Origin of the sequence: Bacillus sp. ISL-35 (genome assembly GCF_018613355.1) — a bacterium.
Lineage (GTDB): Bacteria > Bacillota > Bacilli > Bacillales > Cytobacillaceae > Mesobacillus.
The window spans coordinates 278768-295668 of record NZ_JAGGQK010000001.1 but is presented as its reverse complement, the minus strand read 5'-3'; the positions used below and the strand labels follow the sequence as shown (position 1 = coordinate 295668).

The window sequence follows — 16901 nt, the reverse complement described above, 5'->3', positions numbered from 1 at the left end:
CCTTACTCCTTTTTGTCTTCGGCATCCTGGTCTTCTGGAGCATCGATTCCTGAATCAGCAAAGACATCATCAAGCTCCCTCTTCAAACCATGCCAGTTTTTATTTGTGTGAGCGGCTGTCCAAATTTTGCCATTGATCTTTCTTAACCATAGGCGACGATGGTTCCAGTATGCTCCCTGGACGACGCCGATCATGAAGATCAGTCCTCCAAGACCGATAATCCACAGTGTGAGGTCTTTTCTGACAGTCAGGGCCGTTACATTCTTCGTTTCGATTCCTGCAAATGACATCTTGTAATCATTTTCTCCCAAAGGCTCAAGATTCTGCCTGATCGCAACGAAGCTGACTTCGCCATCCGGCTTTTCAGGAGTGAACATTTTAAAAATAAATGCAGGATTATTTGGAATACGTGATTTCGTCGCAGGCTCTCCATCTTCATTGAATTCAAAATCTGGGAAATAGCTCATGACTTCCACTTTGTATCCATTTCCTAAATCGTAGTTCATTTTAGGATCATATAAATCTACTTGGACATCGCCAAATTGTTCTTTTGTCTTTTTATTCTCCAGCTTGAATGCCATCTTGCTCATTTCACCAAGCTTATAATCGACCTGGTACAAGGCGAAACCGTCTACTTTCAAAGGCTTATTAACCTGGATGGCCTGGTCACGGACCTTTTCAAGCTCTGGTTTTTCTCCAGGGACAATGTCTCCCTGTCTCTCGTAAAGAGTAGCATTCGTCTGATAGTTCTTAACAACAGTACCAACCTTATTGATGGCATCCTTGAAGACTTTCTCATCCTTATCCTTGTCATACACTTCGAAGATAAATTGATTGTTTTTCAGATAATAGCGTCCTTCAGTACCAGGAATCGATTTCGTTTCGCCTTCCCTTAACCAAAGAATTTCATCTACATACATACCTGGTACGAAGCGGAGCATGCCGCCAATCAAAAAAATGATCAGGCCAAGGTGGTTAACATACGGGCCCCATCTGGAAAAGCGATTTTTTTCAGCGAGGATATCACCGTTTTCCTCACGCAGCTTATATCCCTTTTTTGTTAAATTGCCTTTGATCTTCTCCGTTGCTTCTTCAGACAATACAGCTTCCGACACACTGAACATTCTCTGGCGCTTCAAGAAACTCTCATGTCTTGATACTCGCTGTTTTTTCAGAGACCTATATAACGGAACCACCCTGTCAAGACTGGCGATTACCAGTGAAATGCCCAGAGCAGCGATCAGGATCAAATACCACCAGGAACTGTATAAGTTATGGAATCCAAGATCATAATAAAGTTTGCCCAGCCATCCATACTGTTCTTCATAGTATTCCGCGGCAGGCATTAACGGCGGAATGTACATTTCCTGTGGAAAGATCGTTCCTAATGAGGATGCGATCAGGAGGATGATAATCAGCGATACCCCCACTTTCACAGATGAAAAGAAATTCCAGATCTTATCGATTATCGTCTTGTTATAGGTTTGTGAACGACGGGCACTTCCCTCATAGCGCATGTCAAGAAGCTGCTTTTCTTTCTCTTTTTCCTCAAGCACTCTTCCGCAAGATTCACAAAGGATCGTTCCCTGCGGATTGACATGGCCGCACTCACATTTTACTTCTTTCATAGTAAAAACTCCCTGTTCCCCTTACTTTAAGGTTTAATCTGTTCCATGAATTCACGGACTGTTTCTTCAGTTAATTCCCCGGTATGACTTTTCACAACATTGCCTTCTTTGTCAATCAGAAAAGTAATTGGCAACGGATTGATTCCGTATGCTGCCTGGACTGCTCCATCGTCTATCATGACAGGGAAATTCAGCCCTTTTCGATCTATAAATCTGTTGACAACCAGCTCTGTTTCTCCTGAATCAACCGCAAGCACCTGTACACCCTGATCCTTGAACTGCTGGTACTGATTTTCAATATAAGGCATTTCCCTTTCGCAAGGCTTGCACCAGGTTGCCCAGAAGTTAAGGAATACCCCTTGGCCTTTATATTCTGAAAGCCTGTGCTTATTGCCTTCCATATCAACGAGGACAAAATCAGGAGCAGGTTTCCCAACTACGATTTTGTGATTTTTATCCTTATTCATGTTGGCATATAATGTATAGCCGACAGCCAAAGCCATTACTGCGAGAATGATTGTTCGAGTGATCAGTCGTTTTTTCTTCATTCCCTAAACCTCCCACCGTATTTCTCCCTTATTATATCATTATACCTATTAACATGTTGAAAAGTCAGGACTTTTTCATTGCCAATACACGCAGCTGTTTTACTTCGTGATGGGTAAGCTCCCTGATTTCCCCCGTTCTCAAACCATTCAAAGTGAGGAATCCATATTTTTCGCGTTTAAGCTTCAAAACAGGATGGCCAATTGCCTCGAACATTCTTCTGACCTGCCTGTTCCGGCCCTCATGAATCGTGATTTCAACAATAGCGGTATCTTTCTTTTTATCCACACTGAGCATCTTGGTTTTTGCCGGTGCGGTTTTGCCATCCTCAAGCATAATGCCTCGTGCCAGGCTTGTCAGCTTTTCGCGCGACGGGATTCCTTTCACCTTTGCAACGTACACTTTGTCAATTTCATTGCTGGGATGCATGAGCAAGTTCGCGAATTCTCCGTCGTTCGTCAACAAAAGCAGTCCCGATGTATCAAAATCAAGCCGCCCTACAGGATATATGCGCTGTTCAATGGTCTGGAAAAAGTCCGTCACTACTTTTCGCCCTTTATCATCCTGGACACTTGAAATGACTCCGCGAGGTTTATAGAACAAGAAATATACCGGTTCTTCCCCCTCAATCTGTACTCCATCCACTTCGACTCGGTCAGAGGAAGTCACCTTGCGGCCAAGTTCTTTGACTACACTGCCATTTACCTTGACTCTGCCTTCGAGGATCATTTCCTCGGCTTTTCTTCTCGATGCTATTCCTGCATGAGCAATCACTTTTTGCAGTCTTTCCATGAAGGTCACTCCTAATTAATATCAATTAACCGTGGGTTATATAAATATCTAATCCATCCTTATGAATTATGACATAACTTTCGCTTATTTCAAAGTAAGCAATGGTGTAAAAAGCGAAAAATAAATCGGTGATGTTAATTGTTCTTTAACAATGGTTTATTACATTCTCTTGCTTAAATACATTTTTTAGGAATTATGGCAAAAAAATAAAGAAGATACCACAAATGGTATCTTCTAGTAGTATGACATACTCGAATCCTGTTCATTTCGCGAACATGAATGTGACGACGATAATGGCTGTTATGATTGCCACCGCGTCAGCAAGGAGGCCGACTTTGAGTGCATCTCCCATCTTTTTGATCCCGACAGCGCCGAAATATACCGTAAGGACATAGAACGTAGTGTCTGTACTTCCCTGCAGTGTGGCAGCAAGGGTACCGATGAAAGAATCCGGTCCATGGACACTAATCAGGTCGCTCGTAATCCCCAGTGCCGCTGTACCTGAAATTGGCCTGATCAGCGCGAGCGGAACGATTTCAGCAGGTATCCCCACCATCTCAAGTCCTGGACGAATCCAGCTCACCATCACATCAAGGGCCCCCGATGCCCTGAAGACGGCAATCGCGACCATCATCCCCACCAGGAACGGCATGATGGACACGGCCATTTTGATCCCTTCCTTGCCGCCTTCTACAAAACTTTCATATGTAGGGACTTTTTTATACGTTCCATAGATCAGGATGAAAGCGATCAAGACAGGGATGAACCATAGTGATATTGCGGATACAATTTCCATTTTGATTTACCCCTTTTTGCTTCGTCTATAGTAAAAGAACCGATCGATCAGTACCGCTGCAACTGCTGAAACGGCAGTTGCCACAAAGGTCGGCCCCACTATATCTGTTGGATTTGCGGAATCATAATTCATCCTTATCGCAATCACAGTGGTCGGGATGAGGGTGATACTCGCTGTATTGATCGCCAGGAAGGTGATCATCGAACGGCTGGCTTCGTTTTTTCCATCATTTAACTCTTTCAGTTCTTCCATAGCTTTGATTCCGAGTGGTGTAGCCGCATTCCCCAGACCAAACATATTCGCAATCATGTTTGAAAGGATATAGCCCATCGCTGGATGGCTTGGAGGGACTTCCGGGAACAGCCTGGAGATGAAGGGCTTAAATAAGCTGGAAAGCTTGGACAACAATCCCGAATCCTCAGCAATCCGCATCATGCCCAGCCAGAAAACAAGGATGCTGATCAAGCCGATACTAAGCGTGATCGCTTCCTTCGCCCCGGTAAATACCGCTTCGTTCACCTCGGCCATTGTGCCATTGATCATCGCAAATCCTAGGCCAATTAAGATCATCAAGACCCAGATATAGTTAACCATGATCCTTGACCCCTGCTATTGACGTGAAAATATTTTTGAAAAAATCGAAGAAAGACTTTTTCTCTTTTTCTGGCAGTTTATAATAAACAGGCAAACTGGCAATCTGTTTATCTTCAAGGAAAACATTTGCCCGGCCGGCAATCTCCTGATTCTGCAAATCACGCTGGTCTTTCTCCGGTTTTTTTAATCGATATTCTACCCTCACCAGCTCTTCTTCTTCTGAAGTCAGCGGGTAAACAAAGGAATGGTCAAGATAGACTTTGTTTTTATATTTGGAGTCCTTGATTCCATCCACTTTACCTTTTGAAAGAATTTCCGCAATATCATAATCGGAAAATGCATTTTCAAACATCTGGATATGGTCATTCCAATCATCGGGTGCATTGAGAGTAACGGCGATCATTTCGAAATCGCCTTTTTTTGCAGTAGATACCAGGGTCCTTTTCGCCCGTTTTGTATAACCTGTTTTCCCTCCTGTACTGTACTTGTATTTCTCTGTCAGGAGCCTGTTCTTATTTTTCCATACCCTATCCCAGGTTTCTGTCGGGTTTGAAGCCCTGTGTACCTTTGTTCCCGATATTTTCTTGTATTCCTCATTATTCATCGCATAGCGAGTCAATAATGCCATATCATAGGCAGTTGATACATGATTTTCATGATCATCGAGACCATGCGGATTGGCAAAATGAGTATCTGTCATTCCGATTTGCTGCGCTTTCTCGTTCATCATGTATACGAACCCATCGACACTGCCTCCCACATGTTCCGCAATGGCGACTGCTGCGTCATTCCCTGATCTCAGCATCAGTCCATACACCAGGTCCTCGAGACTGATTTTTTCACCCGGCTTTAAATAAACCGAAGAGCCCTCAGCCCGGACTGCCTGATCACTTACTTTTACCATTTCATCCAATTTTCCCGATTCGATCGCCAGGATCGCTGTCATAATTTTTGTAATACTTGCAATCCTGCTCACCTTGTGCGCATCTTTTTCGAATAAGACCCTTCCAGATTCCTGTTCCATTAAAATAGCACTCCGGGCACTTACGGAAACAGAGGCCTGGACTGTTCCGGGAATGCTGTATATCAACAGAGTGACGATAATTAATAGTTTCATCCAAATCCTTTTCATTGATTGACCCTCGTCTCCTTTGGCAGTTTGTACAAGTTTATGCGGGACAAGGCATGTTATGACATAAAAGGAGTGTTTTAACTCGTTGTTCACGCTCAGTTATTCTGCTTCCAAAAACAGCGAATAAAAAAGGAACAGCCTCATTTTGGCTGTTCCTTCGAGAGATATTATCTTGATTGAAGCATTTTTGTCCGGTAATCCGTTTCATAGTATTCAAGTTCTTCACGGATTCCCTGGAAGCCGCTTTCAAGACTGACGAGCAAGTCGCTTAGTTCAGTGGCCACTGGCTGCCTGAACTTGATTGCATTCTTGCCGGTATAAGCAGATCGGCTGTCTTCGTACCAGGCATCATTTTTAGGAGAGAAGAACTCTTCGATGCACTGATAGTAGATTCTGTATAATGTCTTTTCCGCTGCTGGTTTTGAAAACACTTCGGCCTGCAGGATTACCTTGCAGGCATCCAGCCCTTCTTCACAATAAACCGCCAGCTTGCGAAGACTTGAAAGGATGGACTTATAATATTCCTCATCAGCCGGCTGGCCCTGTTTTAGGCTCTCCAGCGTCGTTCCATTCAGAAAGCTCTCAAGCTTAACGACTGTGGCGGACAGGAATTCTCTTACTTCATCAATTTGTGTTTTTACGATTGTATTCCCCAAAATGACACCCCCAATGGATTTTGACCATGTCTTTTATAGCTAAGGTGCTGCTTTTCCACCGATCCCCTTCGCACTCCGTTTCTTTATACCGGCTGGACAATATAATCTAAAGGAGAGCGCACCTCAAATGCGCCTTTTTGCTCGATACCCTGATAAATTCCGGGTATCTTGCTGAAATCCAGGCCTTTGAAAAGATCCGCGAACTCTTTCTGCTCATTTATATATACCCTTTTGCGGTGTCTGTATCCCGGATTTTTCAAAAGTGCTGCAAGTGCAACGAGATCCTTCATGAATACTTCCTTATTACCGGCTTTAAAGACTGGATTTTCAGTGAATGGAGTAATGCTCCCAACCAGCTCATCGAAATACCTAACATACAATACATGCAGGGTTTTCTCTCTGCCATCTTCTACAAAAGTGACTTCACTCCGGTTGAAAAAATCCTCTGAGGTGTTTGATTTTTCCTTTTCAAGTTCATAACCAACACATTGCTTTATAAGCATGTTATTCCTCCCGTTGGACATTCATTCTTAAATCCTTATGTAGCAAGAAATGCTTTAAAGACTGTTCACCTTGAAAGCACTTCCCGGATGATTATTTTGATTTTATCATAAATTCCAAACTTTGTGCACAACTGCTATTGGTCCATATCCATCGTTTCCTGAAATTTCTCGAAAAATAGATCTGCATCATCCTGCAATTCATCTTCTTCAATATTTTCCGGCAGAGGCGGAAGTTCATTTATGTTTTTCAAACCGAAGTAATCGAGGAATTCTTTTGTTGTTCCGTACAAAATGGCACGTCCTGTTCCTTCTGCCCTTCCCACTTCCTTGATCAGTGCGCGTGAAGAAAGCGTATGAAGCGGCCTTTCGGTTTTTACTCCGCGGATTTCCTCGATTTCGGTGCGCGTAATCGGCTGTTTATATGCGACAATCGCCAGGGTTTCCAGCGCTGCCTGGGACAAATGGGCGGTACCAGGCGATTCAACCAGCTTCTTGAGGTAGTCAGCATGTTCTTTTTTTGTAGCTAGCTGATATACTCCTGCCAGTTGGACAATGGTAATGCCGCGGTGTTCATCCTGGTCATAGTCACGCTGCAGTCCGGCAATGATTTCATTGGCCTGGATTTCATCAACCTCAAGCACAGAGGTGATTTGCTTAAGGCTCAAGCCTTCATCTCCAGCTGCAAAAAGCAGGCTCTCCAATATTCCTTTCCACTTCACAATTCCCACCGCTTTACTCCTTTCTGGCTGTCATATAAATTTCAGCAAAGTTTTGTTCCTGCTCGACATCGATTTCCTTCCGTTTGATCAGCTCAAGTATGGCCAGGAACGTAACGACAATATGCTCCCGGTCAGCTTCAGGGAACAAATCATTGAATTTTTTCCTTGTTCCGCTTTCTTTCAGGAAGGTCATGACCTCGTCCATTCTTTTTTCAATCGATATTTCCTGCCGCGCGATCTTGGTGGACATCGGCCTTTGGAGCTTTTTCCTCCTTAAAAGCTTCTGAAAAGCACCCAGCATATCATACAAAGAGATATCAAGATCAGCGTTATCGCTCTTACCATCATTTGAGTACTCAGTAAGATCACTCGGAGGCTTCGTGTACATGAGCCCTCTTTCCTCTTCAAGTGACTTCAAATCACTGGCAGCCTCTTTGAATTTTTTATATTCAATCAATCTCTCGACAAGCTCGTTTCGGGGATCATCTTCCTGATCGAAATCAAATTCATCGTCCAGCTCTTCTTCATGCTTTGGAAGCAGCATTTTGCTTTTGATTGCCAAAAGTGTTGCTGCCATAACAAGGTACTCACTTGCCACATCAAGCTGCAATTCCTTCATCGCATGAATATACATCAAATATTGTTCTGTGATTTCCGCTACCGGTATATCGTAAATATCAATCTCCAAAGTATTGATTAAGTGCAGAAGTAAATCTAACGGACCTTCAAAGGCCTCGATCTTCACGTTATATTGCATCATTTCCCACCAAAACTCCTATATTGAACTGCATCATTATATAAGTATAGTAGATTCACCTCATGTTATCCATCACAAATTTAGAGACAGCTCCGGGAAGAAATCCGCAAGCGCCCAAACCATTTCCTTTGATGCTGCATATGCTGAAAATGTATATTAGGCTATTTCACTATTAGGAGGTATGTTAAATGTCTGATGGTAAAGGCTATGGCTACGGAGCAGGATTTGCTTTAATTGTCGTGCTTTTCATTTTGCTCATCATCGTTGGTGCAGCGTGGCTATAAAAACCAGGCCACTGTAAAAATTGTGGAATGCCCGGCTAAAGCCGGGCATTTTCCTCTTTAAATCGCCTTTCCATGCTACGGACAGGTGAAATATATGCTAAGCTATTGTTAGTTGATTGGGGGGGGTTTTTCATGACTAAGTATCCAGCTTCCTATATACAATATCTCGCCCATTTCCATGGAGACAGGGATTATTTTGAATGCCATGAAATTCTGGAGGAATATTGGAAAGCAACAGATGCTGGCAATAAACAATCGATCTGGGTCGCACTGATTTTGCTGGCTGTTTCTAATTACCACCATCGCCGGAAAAACTTCTCAGGGGCATTACGGACTTTAAGTAAAGCAATCGAGCTATTTGCGGCAGACATGCAGGCCATCCGCCGCTTGGGAATAGACCCAGAGCTATTGATCGAATCTCTCGGGAAAAGAAGAAAAAACCTGCTCAACAAGGTGCCATATACAAGCTTCAATCTGCCGATATTTGACGCCGAACTGAAAAAGCTTTGCCTTGAAGAATGCAAACAGAATGGTTTCACATGGGGAATGACAAGTGATATGGACAATCCAGACTTGATCCACAGGCATTCAGCAAGGGATCGAAGCGAAGTGATCTCCGAGCGCAAGATGGCCCTGGAGGAAAGAAAAAACAGGTAGTACCATATAGCTTCAAAATAAAAAAGGCAGGGATTTAACATCCACTGCCTTCAACACTATTATCTTCCTGACTGCATTTTTCAAAAAAGGATGCTGTCTCAGCATTTGCGATTGCCGTCCATTCCGGAAACATCTCCTGCAGGGCGTTGACCATGCGTCTTCCAATTCCCTGATGGCGATGGGATGGATTCACAGATATGTGGAGAAGCTGCATCATTTTATCCTCAGCGAAGTTAACACCCAAAAGCCCGATGATATCTTCCCCTTCCTTCCATAAAAACAGCTGCCACGAATCATCTGTTTCGTAATTCCTCATCGTCTGCTGAAGTTTTTTCAGATCCTTCTCATTTGGCATGAAAGATAACAAGCCCATCGCAATCTTTTCGAATGCCTTTTTATATCGAATTAACATAAATATCCCTCATTGTGGTTTGACAGTAATAAATGGAATGATACCAACACCATTTTTTCCATTTTCCTTCTAATTTAAACCTTCGCTACTCCTGACCGAGTACCGCAAAATCAAATGTTATTCACCATTTTGATATTATATGTTTTTCTGCATTTTCTGGTTCTTATATAAATTGAATTGATATAATCATACATAATCCGGGCTGATACTTCAAATTTTTTCTGCGTTCTATTGTCCCGGCACAATAAAAAACCAGTAGTAGGCTCCCCACCCGATTGACATCAATAGCAATAACAGAAACAATAGCCAGTTGTTCTTTTTCATAAGGAATCCCTCCAATCTGTTATTCTACAATAAGACCGGGATTTTAGCCAATTTTATATAGAACCTTATGAAACAGCTAAAAAAGCTGCGGAAACGCAGCTTTAACTGTTAACCTTTTCTTTAAGCGGAAGATCCAATTTTACCATATCCTCATATGTTTCACGGCGAACAACCAGGGTCTCTTTCGAATCTTCGAGAAATACGACTGCTGGTCTTGGAAGGCGGTTATAGTTGTTTGCCATTGAATACCCATATGCTCCCGTACAAAAAACTGCTAGGATGTCCTGGTTACCAGACATTGGCAGCGGCAGGTCCCAGATTAGCATATCCCCCGATTCACAGCATTTTCCTGCGATCGAAACTGTCTCCTCAGGCTTATCCATTACTCTATTCGCAAGGACTGCCTCGTACTTGGCCTGATACAATGCCGGGCGAATATTGTCACTCATCCCGCCGTCGACCGCCACATACTTACGGACATTTGGAACATCCTTCTTTGACCCTATGCGGTAAAGGGTGGTACCAGCATCTCCTACAAGCGAACGTCCCGGCTCGATCCAGATTTCCGGCATTTTCATTGAATATCGGGAAGCCTGCTTTTTCACCTCAGCAATTATTTCTTCCACATATTGCGCCGCGGGAATAGGATCATCTTCATCTGTATAACGGATCCCAAAGCCACCGCCAAGATTAAGAACCGTGGATTCGAAGGATAGTTCATTTTTCCATTGATGCAATTTTTCAAAGATTTTCCGAGCAGCAAGAATGAACCCTGTCGTTTCAAAGATTTGTGAACCTATGTGGCAATGCAATCCCAGCACATCGATCAGTTTTTCTTCGAGAGAAATGCGCATCGCCTCATCAGCCTGTCCATTCTGTAAATCGAAGCCAAATTTAGAGTCTTCCTGACCTGTTAAAATATAGTCATGTGTATGTGCTTCAATTCCAGGTGTAACCCTTAATAAAACTTTGGTGGCCGTGTTCTTTTCCTTGCAAATATCCTTCAGCATGTCAAGCTCATAAAAATTGTCAACCACAATGCAGCCAATATTGTGCTCGATCGCCATGACCAGCTCTTCATGGCTTTTATTATTTCCATGAAAATGGATTTTTTCTGTCGGAAATCCGGCTGCAAGTGCAGTGTACAGCTCTCCTCCAGAAACGACATCAAGCGAGAGGTTTTCTTCGGCAGCCAATTGAACCATCGCCACAGTTGAAAAAGCTTTGCTGGCATATGCTACTTGAGCTGTAATCCCAGCATTCTCAAAAGTTCTTTTAAAAGCTCTTGCCCGTTCCCTGATCAAAGCCACATCATAAACATAAAGCGGGGTTCCATATTTTTCAGCCAGTTGGACTGTATCTACACCGCCAATCTCCAAATGTCCCAGTCGGTTAGTCTTTGCCGTTCCATGAAATTCCATGTTGTCCCCTCATCCCTTGCCAAAATATTCATTTCCTTCAAAGCATCTTTTCACAATGTTCGATTATTTCAAATGAATCCTTCATCAAATAAACAAAAAGACAGTTCATTTGATGAACTGTCTATTTATTTTTTTCACTTTAAGTCTTTAGTAAATTAAAAACACTTTACCACAATTCATGGCAACGCGCAATTGTAATATCGTCAAGAGTTTGAAGGCTGTTTAAAGCGATTCCTTGCATGCACAATGCTTGGACGGATTTTCGAGCCAGGAACGGTCCTTCTTATCAAAATCTGCGTAAAAGCAATCGGATGGAAAGGAATAAATGGCCACAGATAAGGTGTATTCAATGATTTAATATGGACCAGAAACAAGAGCCAAAAGGTTGTTCCGAGCATAAACCCCGGGACATGGAATATGGCCGTCACGATCAGCAGAAACACCCTTCCTATTTTGTTCGCAACACTCAACTCATAACTAGGCGTCGCATATGTACCGATTGCGGCTACAGCGACATACAGTATGACTTCAGGCACGAACATTCCGACATCGATGGCGATTTGTCCAATCAGGACGGCAGCTATCAATCCCATCGCTGTTGATAACGGTGTCGGTGTATGGATGGCCGCCATCCTCAGGAACTCGATGCCGCCATCTGCCATCATGATTTGCAGGAAGACCGGTATATTGGAATCTTCATTAGGCCCGATGAAAGATATTTTTTCAGGCAGCAAGTGTGGATTCTGCACAAATAAATACCATAAAGGCAAGAGAAGCAGAGAGGCAAGGACCCCCAGGAATCGCACCCAGCGGACCATTGTTCCGACCGCAGGTGACTGCCTGTACTCTTCAGCATGCTGAAGATGATGGAAATAGGTCGTTGGTGTGATGATGACACTTGGGGAAGTGTCAACATAAATAAGGATATGTCCCTCGAGCAGATGGGTAGCGGCGACATCTGCACGTTCTGTGTACCTGACGAGAGGATATGGATTATAGCCTTGCTTTACCAGAAATTCTTCAATTGTTTTATCGGCCATCGTAATTCCATCGATTTTAATCGTATTGAGTTCTTTTTTGATAGCATCGATCATTCCTGGATTTGCAATATCTTTAATATAGCCAAGGGCAACATCCGCTTTAGACCTTTCGCCAATCTTCATCATCTCAAAACGAAGATTTTCATCCCTGATCCTTCGTCGGGTCAACGCCGTATTGACGATGATATTTTCGACAAAACCATCACGGGACCCGCGCACTACCTTTTCAGTATCTGGCTCCTGAGGCTGTCTTCCCGGATAGCTCCGGACATCCACAACCAGTCCGGACGCTTCCCCTTCAACCATAATGACAATCAAACCTGAAAGGACCTGGTCGACGAGTTCATCCATTGTTTTGATTTTTTCAACAGATTGATGGGTAATCCGGTTTTCTACAATGGCCTGCAAATGGGTCGAAAGCTTCTCATTATCATTGATATCCACCAATTCTTCAACGATATGTACGATGAAGCTAGTATCACACAACCCGTTTACATAGTAAAAGTGAACATCCTTTTTCAGGATTTTCAGCTTCCTGACACCCAGGTCAAAGCTATCCCCCAGGCCGACCTTCTCTTTCATGTACTTTTCAGCTTCGTCCAGCGATAGCGGGATTGGCTGCTTGTCATTCTTCTTTGGCATAGAATCCGCTCCTTTCAAGGATGATTTCCACTGCTTTCTTCGTGATGGGAGAACCTATTTTATAATGATCACGTCTGGCCATTTTGCCGATATCGCCTATCCCGATGATCAACGGGACATCAAGCTTGTCCAGACAATAAACTGTATCTCCATTGATCCTTCCCATTTCCAACTCTGGAAGGCCATGTTTATCGACACCATAGGGAGTGAGTTCACCATCCCGGTCGATGCAAAAATCCACCCTGCTCCATTCTTCCATATGCGTTTTCGAGGCAACCGCGATCACGCCAAGAACCTGAATGTCCTCATGCTCAGCTACGTATTTCATTGCCTTTTCTCCTGCTCCTTCTCCAAGAAAGCCGCTATCATCAAACATGACCAGGACCGGGTCCTTGGCGGCTTTTTTAATCAACTTAACAAGGTGAGGTCCGGAAAGGACGGAAGGGTTCCCGTGAGAAAGAGAAATGCACCGTCCGCCAATATCAGCAGCAACACGCTCAACAGCTCGCCGTGCATAGTCATCACCATCTGTAATTAGGATTACCTTCCTTGTCTCGGCCATTATTTGCCGTCCTTTCTCTTTCCTCATTTTTATCGCCCTACAAAGTAAATCCAGTGAAACAATGACCCGAATACTTTTCCAAGCACAATGGCCATCAGCAAAGTCTCAAGCTTGTCATCAACCCGCACCCTTTTTGCCAGGATAGGCAGTACGTTCAAAACTTCTGTTAACGCGGCTGCCAGCATCCCGACAAATATGCCCCCGGCGAGTCCAAGAGGAATGGTGACGTAAGGAGAAAAGCTCAACACAGGGTCCCTTAAACTTCCGGCTGTTCCCAGCAAAGCACCAAGGACAACAGCCCATTCGTACCAGGAAATCAGCTTCATCGTCTTCGTGAGCTGCGTAAGCCTGGGAATCACTCCAAGAACCGACAAGAATGCAACAAAGCCCGATCCTACTGCAAGCCCGCTAGCCAGCCCGATAAGAATAATGAACAAGATTTTAATCGTCATCGAGATGTTTCACACTTTCCTTGTTTTCATGCAGAATGACATATTGATCAAGTGATTGCTGATAATTGAACATTTCAACCTCAAGCGGGCTCGGTTCTTCATTTAGCCGCTTTTTAAAAACATGATTAAAAAATAGGATCATGCCTACACCGATGCCGATTGAATAAGGAATCTGGAATAACAGCGGCTTTGCGACTTCTTTTCCCGTCATTATAAAATAGAGCCGCTCATGCACCATTTGCATGCTGACATCTTCATGGAAATTCATGATGGTTAACGCTGCACCGAAAAACAACAAAAACCACACAAGAATGAAAAATGGAATCGACATTCCTTTTTTCTTGTAAATCACCTCAATAATCGTTTGAGCCGGCCCAACAGCCTGGATTTCATGATCCGGATATATCCCCGTAATGAAATGAATCACCTTCATTACATCGATGATGTGGATATGATCCTTTGGCGAGATCCTTTTGACTTGAAGCGATGCCAGGTCTTGATATATATCTTCGCTGGCAATGATCTGCGCAATATCCTTCAATAAAAGTGATTCCTCAGGCTTGACCTGTACGCGATTCCGCATGCGGATATAAATCGTTTTTTCCATCAGATTCACTTCCAACACAGTGTTTTCCTCGTATATTTAGTATGTATTGCTGTGTGCTTTTCATGAAGTCCAATAATTGGTTAAGATCGGGTGCTTAATTGATTCGGGATCTTGATTTTTTGGGGTGGAATGGTGCCGGGGTTATTGGTGTCCTGTATGGTGTTTTGGAGCTCCAATCATAGTTATTGGTGTATCGTTTTCCCAGTTTCTAGTGTTACAGAGCACCAATCGACTTTATTGGAGACTCATTTTCCCAGTTTCTGGCGTTTTGTGATACCAATCGGCTTTATTGGTATACTGTTTTTCCAGTTACTGGTGTTTTGTGACACCAATCAGCTTTATTGGTGTACTGGTTTCCCAGTTTCTGGTGTTTAAGGGCACCAATCGGCTTTATTGGAGACTCATTTTCCCAGTTTCTGGCGTTTTGTGATACCAATCGGCTTTATTGGTATACTGTTTTTCCAGTTACTGGTGTTTTGTAACACCAATCAGCTTTATTGGTGCACTGGTATCCCAGTTTCTGGTGTTTAAGGGCACCAATCGGCTTTATTGGAGACTCATTTTCCCAGTTTCTGGCGTTTTGTGATACCAATCGGCTTTATTGGTATACTGTTTTTCCAGTTACTGGTGTTTCGTAGCTCCAATCGGCTTTATTGGTGACCTCTTTTTCTAAATTCTGGTGTTTTATGGCACCAATCTGTCTTATTGGTGACCTCTTTTTCTAAATTTCTCCAATCGGGTTATCAAAAAAGTAAATCTGGTTTACAGAAAAACAAAAAGCCATATGGATTCAAAGATCCATACGGCCTTTCATTTGCTGAAGTATTTTCTTTTCGAGGCGCGAGACCTGGACCTGGGAGATACCAAGCCGGGCCGCGACCTCTGATTGGGTTTGATCCTTATAATACCGCAAGTACACAATCAGCTTTTCCCGTTCATCCAGTTCGTTGATTGCCTCTTTCAAGGCGATTTTATCGAACCAGCGTCCTTCTTCTCCATTGTCGATCTGGTCCAGCAGGGTAATTGGATCGCCGTCATTTTCATAGACAGTTTCATGGATAGAAGCTGGGCTTCTGCTTGCCTCCTGGGCCATGATGACATCTTCAGGCGATAATTCGAGATATTCGGCAATTTCATTGACAGTCGGCACCCTGCCCAGTGTTTTGGAAAGCTCGTCTTTTCCCTTCCTGATTTTATTGCCGGTCTCCTTCAGCGACCTGCTTACCTTCACGGTCCCGTCATCCCTGATGAAACGCTGGATTTCACCAATGATCATTGGAACGGCATATGTTGAAAATTTTACGTCGTACGAGAGGTCAAATTTATCAACTGATTTTAAGAGGCCGATGCTGCCAATTTGAAACAGGTCGTCTGGCTCATATCCTCTGTTGAGGAAACGCTGGACGACGGACCAGACGAGACGCATGTTCTTCTGGACAATCAAATCCCTGGCAGCCTGGTCTCCCTGCTGGCTTCTCAAAATCAGTTCTTTGACTTCATGATCCTTAAGATACGTTTGGCTATTATCCTTTTTTACCTCCACATCCATCGGCAGAACTCCCTTAATTGCACAGCGCTTTGCTCTTTGACAGGTGCTTTTTCAAACGAATCTCTGTCCCAAAGCCGGGCTCTGATCTCACTTGTACTTCGTCCATGAAATTTTCCATTATCGTAAAGCCCATACCGGACCGTTCAAGCTCTGGCTTTGATGTATAAAGAGGCTGCATGGCTTCATCGATATCCTGAATGCCTATCCCTTCATCTTTAATGAGCATGTCAACCATCCCATCCTGGAGCAATACAGAAATGAATACTTTACCGTCCGGATTGCTCTCATATCCATGGATAATCGCATTTGTTACTGCTTCGGATACAACTGTCTTGATTTCCGTCAATTCGTCCATCGTCGGATCCAGCTGTGCAATGAAGGCAGCAACGGTAACGCGGGCGAATGATTCGTTTTGACTTAACGCGCTAAAATGAAGATTCATTTCATTCTTCATGGATCATGCAACCCCCAATCTCTCTAATGCAAATTCTTCCGACGGATCAAGACGGATGATCTTGAATAAGCCCGACATATCAAATAACCGTTTGATTGGCGGCGAGATTGCGCAAACAACCATTTCTCCATGAAGCTGTTTGATTTGTTTATATCTTCCCAAAACTACACCCAGTCCCGAACTATCCATAAAGGTGAGATGTTCGAGGTTCATGACAATGTGGCGGATTCCTTCGTTCTCAATGGCTTTTGTTGCCTGCTCGCGAAGCTGGTCTGCAGTGTGGTGATCCAATTCACCACTGATCCGGATCAATAAGACATCATGCTTCACTTCCATATCAATGTTAAGACTCACTATCCAAAGCCTCCTTATCT

General features: G+C 43.6%; 21 protein-coding genes. 2 read left to right on the top strand and 19 right to left on the bottom strand.

Going from position 1 to position 16901, the window contains the following annotated elements; genetic code table 11:
* Nucleotides 1–2 precede the first annotated feature (2 nt).
* From resB to J7E38_RS01495, 10 genes are all read right to left on the bottom strand, one after another.
* Entirely contained in the window at nt 3–1628 is a 1626-nt protein-coding gene (gene resB, locus J7E38_RS01540; RefSeq protein WP_214707347.1) for a cytochrome c biogenesis protein ResB, read from the bottom strand.
* Between the two features lie 26 nt (nt 1629–1654).
* Nucleotides 1655–2176 (bottom strand): thiol-disulfide oxidoreductase ResA, encoded by a 522-nt coding sequence (resA, locus tag J7E38_RS01535; RefSeq protein WP_214707350.1) that lies wholly within the window; start codon nt 2174–2176, stop codon nt 1655–1657.
* A 64-nt stretch (nt 2177–2240) separates the two neighbouring features.
* Nucleotides 2241–2966, bottom strand: a complete 726-nt coding sequence (gene rluB / locus J7E38_RS01530) for a 23S rRNA pseudouridine(2605) synthase RluB (protein ID WP_214707352.1) — start codon at nt 2964–2966, stop codon at nt 2241–2243.
* 262 nt (nt 2967–3228) lie between these two features.
* Entirely contained in the window at nt 3229–3762 is a 534-nt protein-coding gene (locus tag J7E38_RS01525; protein ID WP_214707355.1) for a spore maturation protein, read from the bottom strand.
* A gap of 6 nt (nt 3763–3768) precedes the next feature.
* Complete coding sequence (locus J7E38_RS01520; RefSeq protein ID WP_214707357.1) at nt 3769–4356, bottom strand: nucleoside recognition domain-containing protein; 588 nt, start codon at nt 4354–4356, stop codon at nt 3769–3771.
* Nucleotides 4349–5488, bottom strand: coding sequence for a D-alanyl-D-alanine carboxypeptidase family protein (locus J7E38_RS01515; protein WP_214707358.1), 1140 nt, complete (start codon nt 5486–5488; stop codon nt 4349–4351). The genes J7E38_RS01520 and J7E38_RS01515 overlap by 8 nt, the downstream gene beginning before the upstream one ends.
* Before the next feature lie 167 nt (nt 5489–5655).
* The gene (locus J7E38_RS01510) at nt 5656–6144 is read right to left on the bottom strand and encodes a YpuI family protein (RefSeq protein WP_214707359.1); all 489 of its coding nucleotides are present in this window, start codon (nt 6142–6144) and stop codon (nt 5656–5658) included.
* 83 nt (nt 6145–6227) lie between these two features.
* Nucleotides 6228–6647, bottom strand: coding sequence for a hypothetical protein (locus tag J7E38_RS01505; RefSeq protein ID WP_214707360.1), 420 nt, complete (start codon nt 6645–6647; stop codon nt 6228–6230).
* Nucleotides 6648–6781: 134 nt separating this feature from the next.
* Nucleotides 6782–7375 (bottom strand): SMC-Scp complex subunit ScpB, encoded by a 594-nt coding sequence (gene scpB, locus J7E38_RS01500; RefSeq protein ID WP_214707362.1) that lies wholly within the window; start codon nt 7373–7375, stop codon nt 6782–6784.
* Nucleotides 7376–7379: 4 nt separating this feature from the next.
* Entirely contained in the window at nt 7380–8123 is a 744-nt protein-coding gene (locus J7E38_RS01495) for a segregation/condensation protein A (RefSeq protein WP_214707384.1), read from the bottom strand.
* A gap of 188 nt (nt 8124–8311) precedes the next feature.
* On the opposite strand from J7E38_RS01495, the gene J7E38_RS01490 reads away from it, so the two are divergent.
* On the top strand, nt 8312–8407 hold the full coding sequence (locus J7E38_RS01490; RefSeq protein ID WP_079509612.1) for a YjcZ family sporulation protein: 96 nt from the start codon (nt 8312–8314) through the stop codon (nt 8405–8407).
* 132 nt (nt 8408–8539) lie between these two features.
* On the top strand, nt 8540–9064 hold the full coding sequence (locus J7E38_RS01485) for a DUF309 domain-containing protein (RefSeq protein ID WP_214707365.1): 525 nt from the start codon (nt 8540–8542) through the stop codon (nt 9062–9064).
* Nucleotides 9065–9098: 34 nt separating this feature from the next.
* Here J7E38_RS01485 and J7E38_RS01480 read toward each other — a convergent pair whose 3' ends face one another.
* The 9 genes from J7E38_RS01480 to spoIIAA all read right to left on the bottom strand — a co-directional run bounded on the left by J7E38_RS01480 (nt 9099) and on the right by spoIIAA (nt 16881).
* On the bottom strand, nt 9099–9476 hold the full coding sequence (locus J7E38_RS01480; protein ID WP_214707367.1) for a GNAT family N-acetyltransferase: 378 nt from the start codon (nt 9474–9476) through the stop codon (nt 9099–9101).
* A gap of 425 nt (nt 9477–9901) precedes the next feature.
* Entirely contained in the window at nt 9902–11221 is a 1320-nt protein-coding gene (gene lysA, locus J7E38_RS01475) for a diaminopimelate decarboxylase (protein ID WP_214707369.1), read from the bottom strand.
* A 203-nt stretch (nt 11222–11424) separates the two neighbouring features.
* Entirely contained in the window at nt 11425–12903 is a 1479-nt protein-coding gene (locus J7E38_RS01470) for a spore germination protein (protein ID WP_214707371.1), read from the bottom strand.
* Nucleotides 12887–13465, bottom strand: coding sequence for a stage V sporulation protein SpoVABEA (gene spoVAEA, locus J7E38_RS01465; protein ID WP_214707386.1), 579 nt, complete (start codon nt 13463–13465; stop codon nt 12887–12889). The genes J7E38_RS01470 and spoVAEA overlap by 17 nt, the downstream gene beginning before the upstream one ends.
* 29 nt (nt 13466–13494) lie before the next feature.
* Nucleotides 13495–13917: a stage V sporulation protein AB gene (locus J7E38_RS01460; protein WP_214707373.1), complete on the bottom strand. Its 423-nt coding sequence runs from the start codon at nt 13915–13917 to the stop codon at nt 13495–13497.
* Nucleotides 13907–14524 carry a stage V sporulation protein AA gene (locus J7E38_RS01455; RefSeq protein ID WP_214707375.1) on the bottom strand — a complete coding sequence of 206 codons (618 nt, stop codon included), beginning with the start codon at nt 14522–14524 and terminating at the stop codon, nt 13907–13909. Before J7E38_RS01455 ends, J7E38_RS01460 begins: the two co-directional genes overlap by 11 nt.
* 790 nt (nt 14525–15314) lie before the next feature.
* Complete coding sequence (sigF, locus tag J7E38_RS01450) at nt 15315–16073, bottom strand: RNA polymerase sporulation sigma factor SigF (RefSeq protein WP_214704325.1); 759 nt, start codon at nt 16071–16073, stop codon at nt 15315–15317.
* 13 nt (nt 16074–16086) lie between these two features.
* A complete protein-coding gene (gene spoIIAB, locus J7E38_RS01445; RefSeq protein WP_214704327.1) occupies nt 16087–16527 on the bottom strand; it encodes an anti-sigma F factor in 441 nt (146 codons plus the stop codon).
* A 3-nt stretch (nt 16528–16530) separates the two neighbouring features.
* Nucleotides 16531–16881: an anti-sigma F factor antagonist gene (spoIIAA, locus tag J7E38_RS01440; protein ID WP_214704329.1), complete on the bottom strand. Its 351-nt coding sequence runs from the start codon at nt 16879–16881 to the stop codon at nt 16531–16533.
* Nucleotides 16882–16901: the final 20 nt, after the last annotated feature.

Coding starts and splice junctions, on each gene's coding strand:
- J7E38_RS01495 (WP_214707384.1), bottom strand. CDS start 8,123: ATGCAATATAACGTGAAGATCGAGGCCTTTGAAGGTCCGTTAGATTTA.
- J7E38_RS01480 (WP_214707367.1), bottom strand. CDS start 9,476: ATGTTAATTCGATATAAAAAGGCATTCGAAAAGATTGCGATGGGCTTG.
- J7E38_RS01525 (WP_214707355.1), bottom strand. CDS start 3,762: ATGGAAATTGTATCCGCAATATCACTATGGTTCATCCCTGTCTTGATC.
- J7E38_RS01470 (WP_214707371.1), bottom strand. CDS start 12,903: ATGCCAAAGAAGAATGACAAGCAGCCAATCCCGCTATCGCTGGACGAA.
- rluB (WP_214707352.1), bottom strand. CDS start 2,966: ATGGAAAGACTGCAAAAAGTGATTGCTCATGCAGGAATAGCATCGAGA.
- resB (WP_214707347.1), bottom strand. CDS start 1,628: ATGAAAGAAGTAAAATGTGAGTGCGGCCATGTCAATCCGCAGGGAACG.
- J7E38_RS01505 (WP_214707360.1), bottom strand. CDS start 6,647: ATGCTTATAAAGCAATGTGTTGGTTATGAACTTGAAAAGGAAAAATCA.
- J7E38_RS01455 (WP_214707375.1), bottom strand. CDS start 14,524: ATGGAAAAAACGATTTATATCCGCATGCGGAATCGCGTACAGGTCAAG.
- J7E38_RS01485 (WP_214707365.1), top strand. CDS start 8,540: ATGACTAAGTATCCAGCTTCCTATATACAATATCTCGCCCATTTCCAT.
- J7E38_RS01515 (WP_214707358.1), bottom strand. CDS start 5,488: ATGAAAAGGATTTGGATGAAACTATTAATTATCGTCACTCTGTTGATA.
- sigF (WP_214704325.1), bottom strand. CDS start 16,073: ATGGATGTGGAGGTAAAAAAGGATAATAGCCAAACGTATCTTAAGGAT.
- lysA (WP_214707369.1), bottom strand. CDS start 11,221: ATGGAATTTCATGGAACGGCAAAGACTAACCGACTGGGACATTTGGAG.
- spoVAEA (WP_214707386.1), bottom strand. CDS start 13,465: ATGGCCGAGACAAGGAAGGTAATCCTAATTACAGATGGTGATGACTAT.
- resA (WP_214707350.1), bottom strand. CDS start 2,176: ATGAAGAAAAAACGACTGATCACTCGAACAATCATTCTCGCAGTAATG.
- J7E38_RS01460 (WP_214707373.1), bottom strand. CDS start 13,917: ATGACGATTAAAATCTTGTTCATTATTCTTATCGGGCTGGCTAGCGGG.
- spoIIAB (WP_214704327.1), bottom strand. CDS start 16,527: ATGAAGAATGAAATGAATCTTCATTTTAGCGCGTTAAGTCAAAACGAA.
- J7E38_RS01520 (WP_214707357.1), bottom strand. CDS start 4,356: ATGGTTAACTATATCTGGGTCTTGATGATCTTAATTGGCCTAGGATTT.
- J7E38_RS01490 (WP_079509612.1), top strand. CDS start 8,312: ATGTCTGATGGTAAAGGCTATGGCTACGGAGCAGGATTTGCTTTAATT.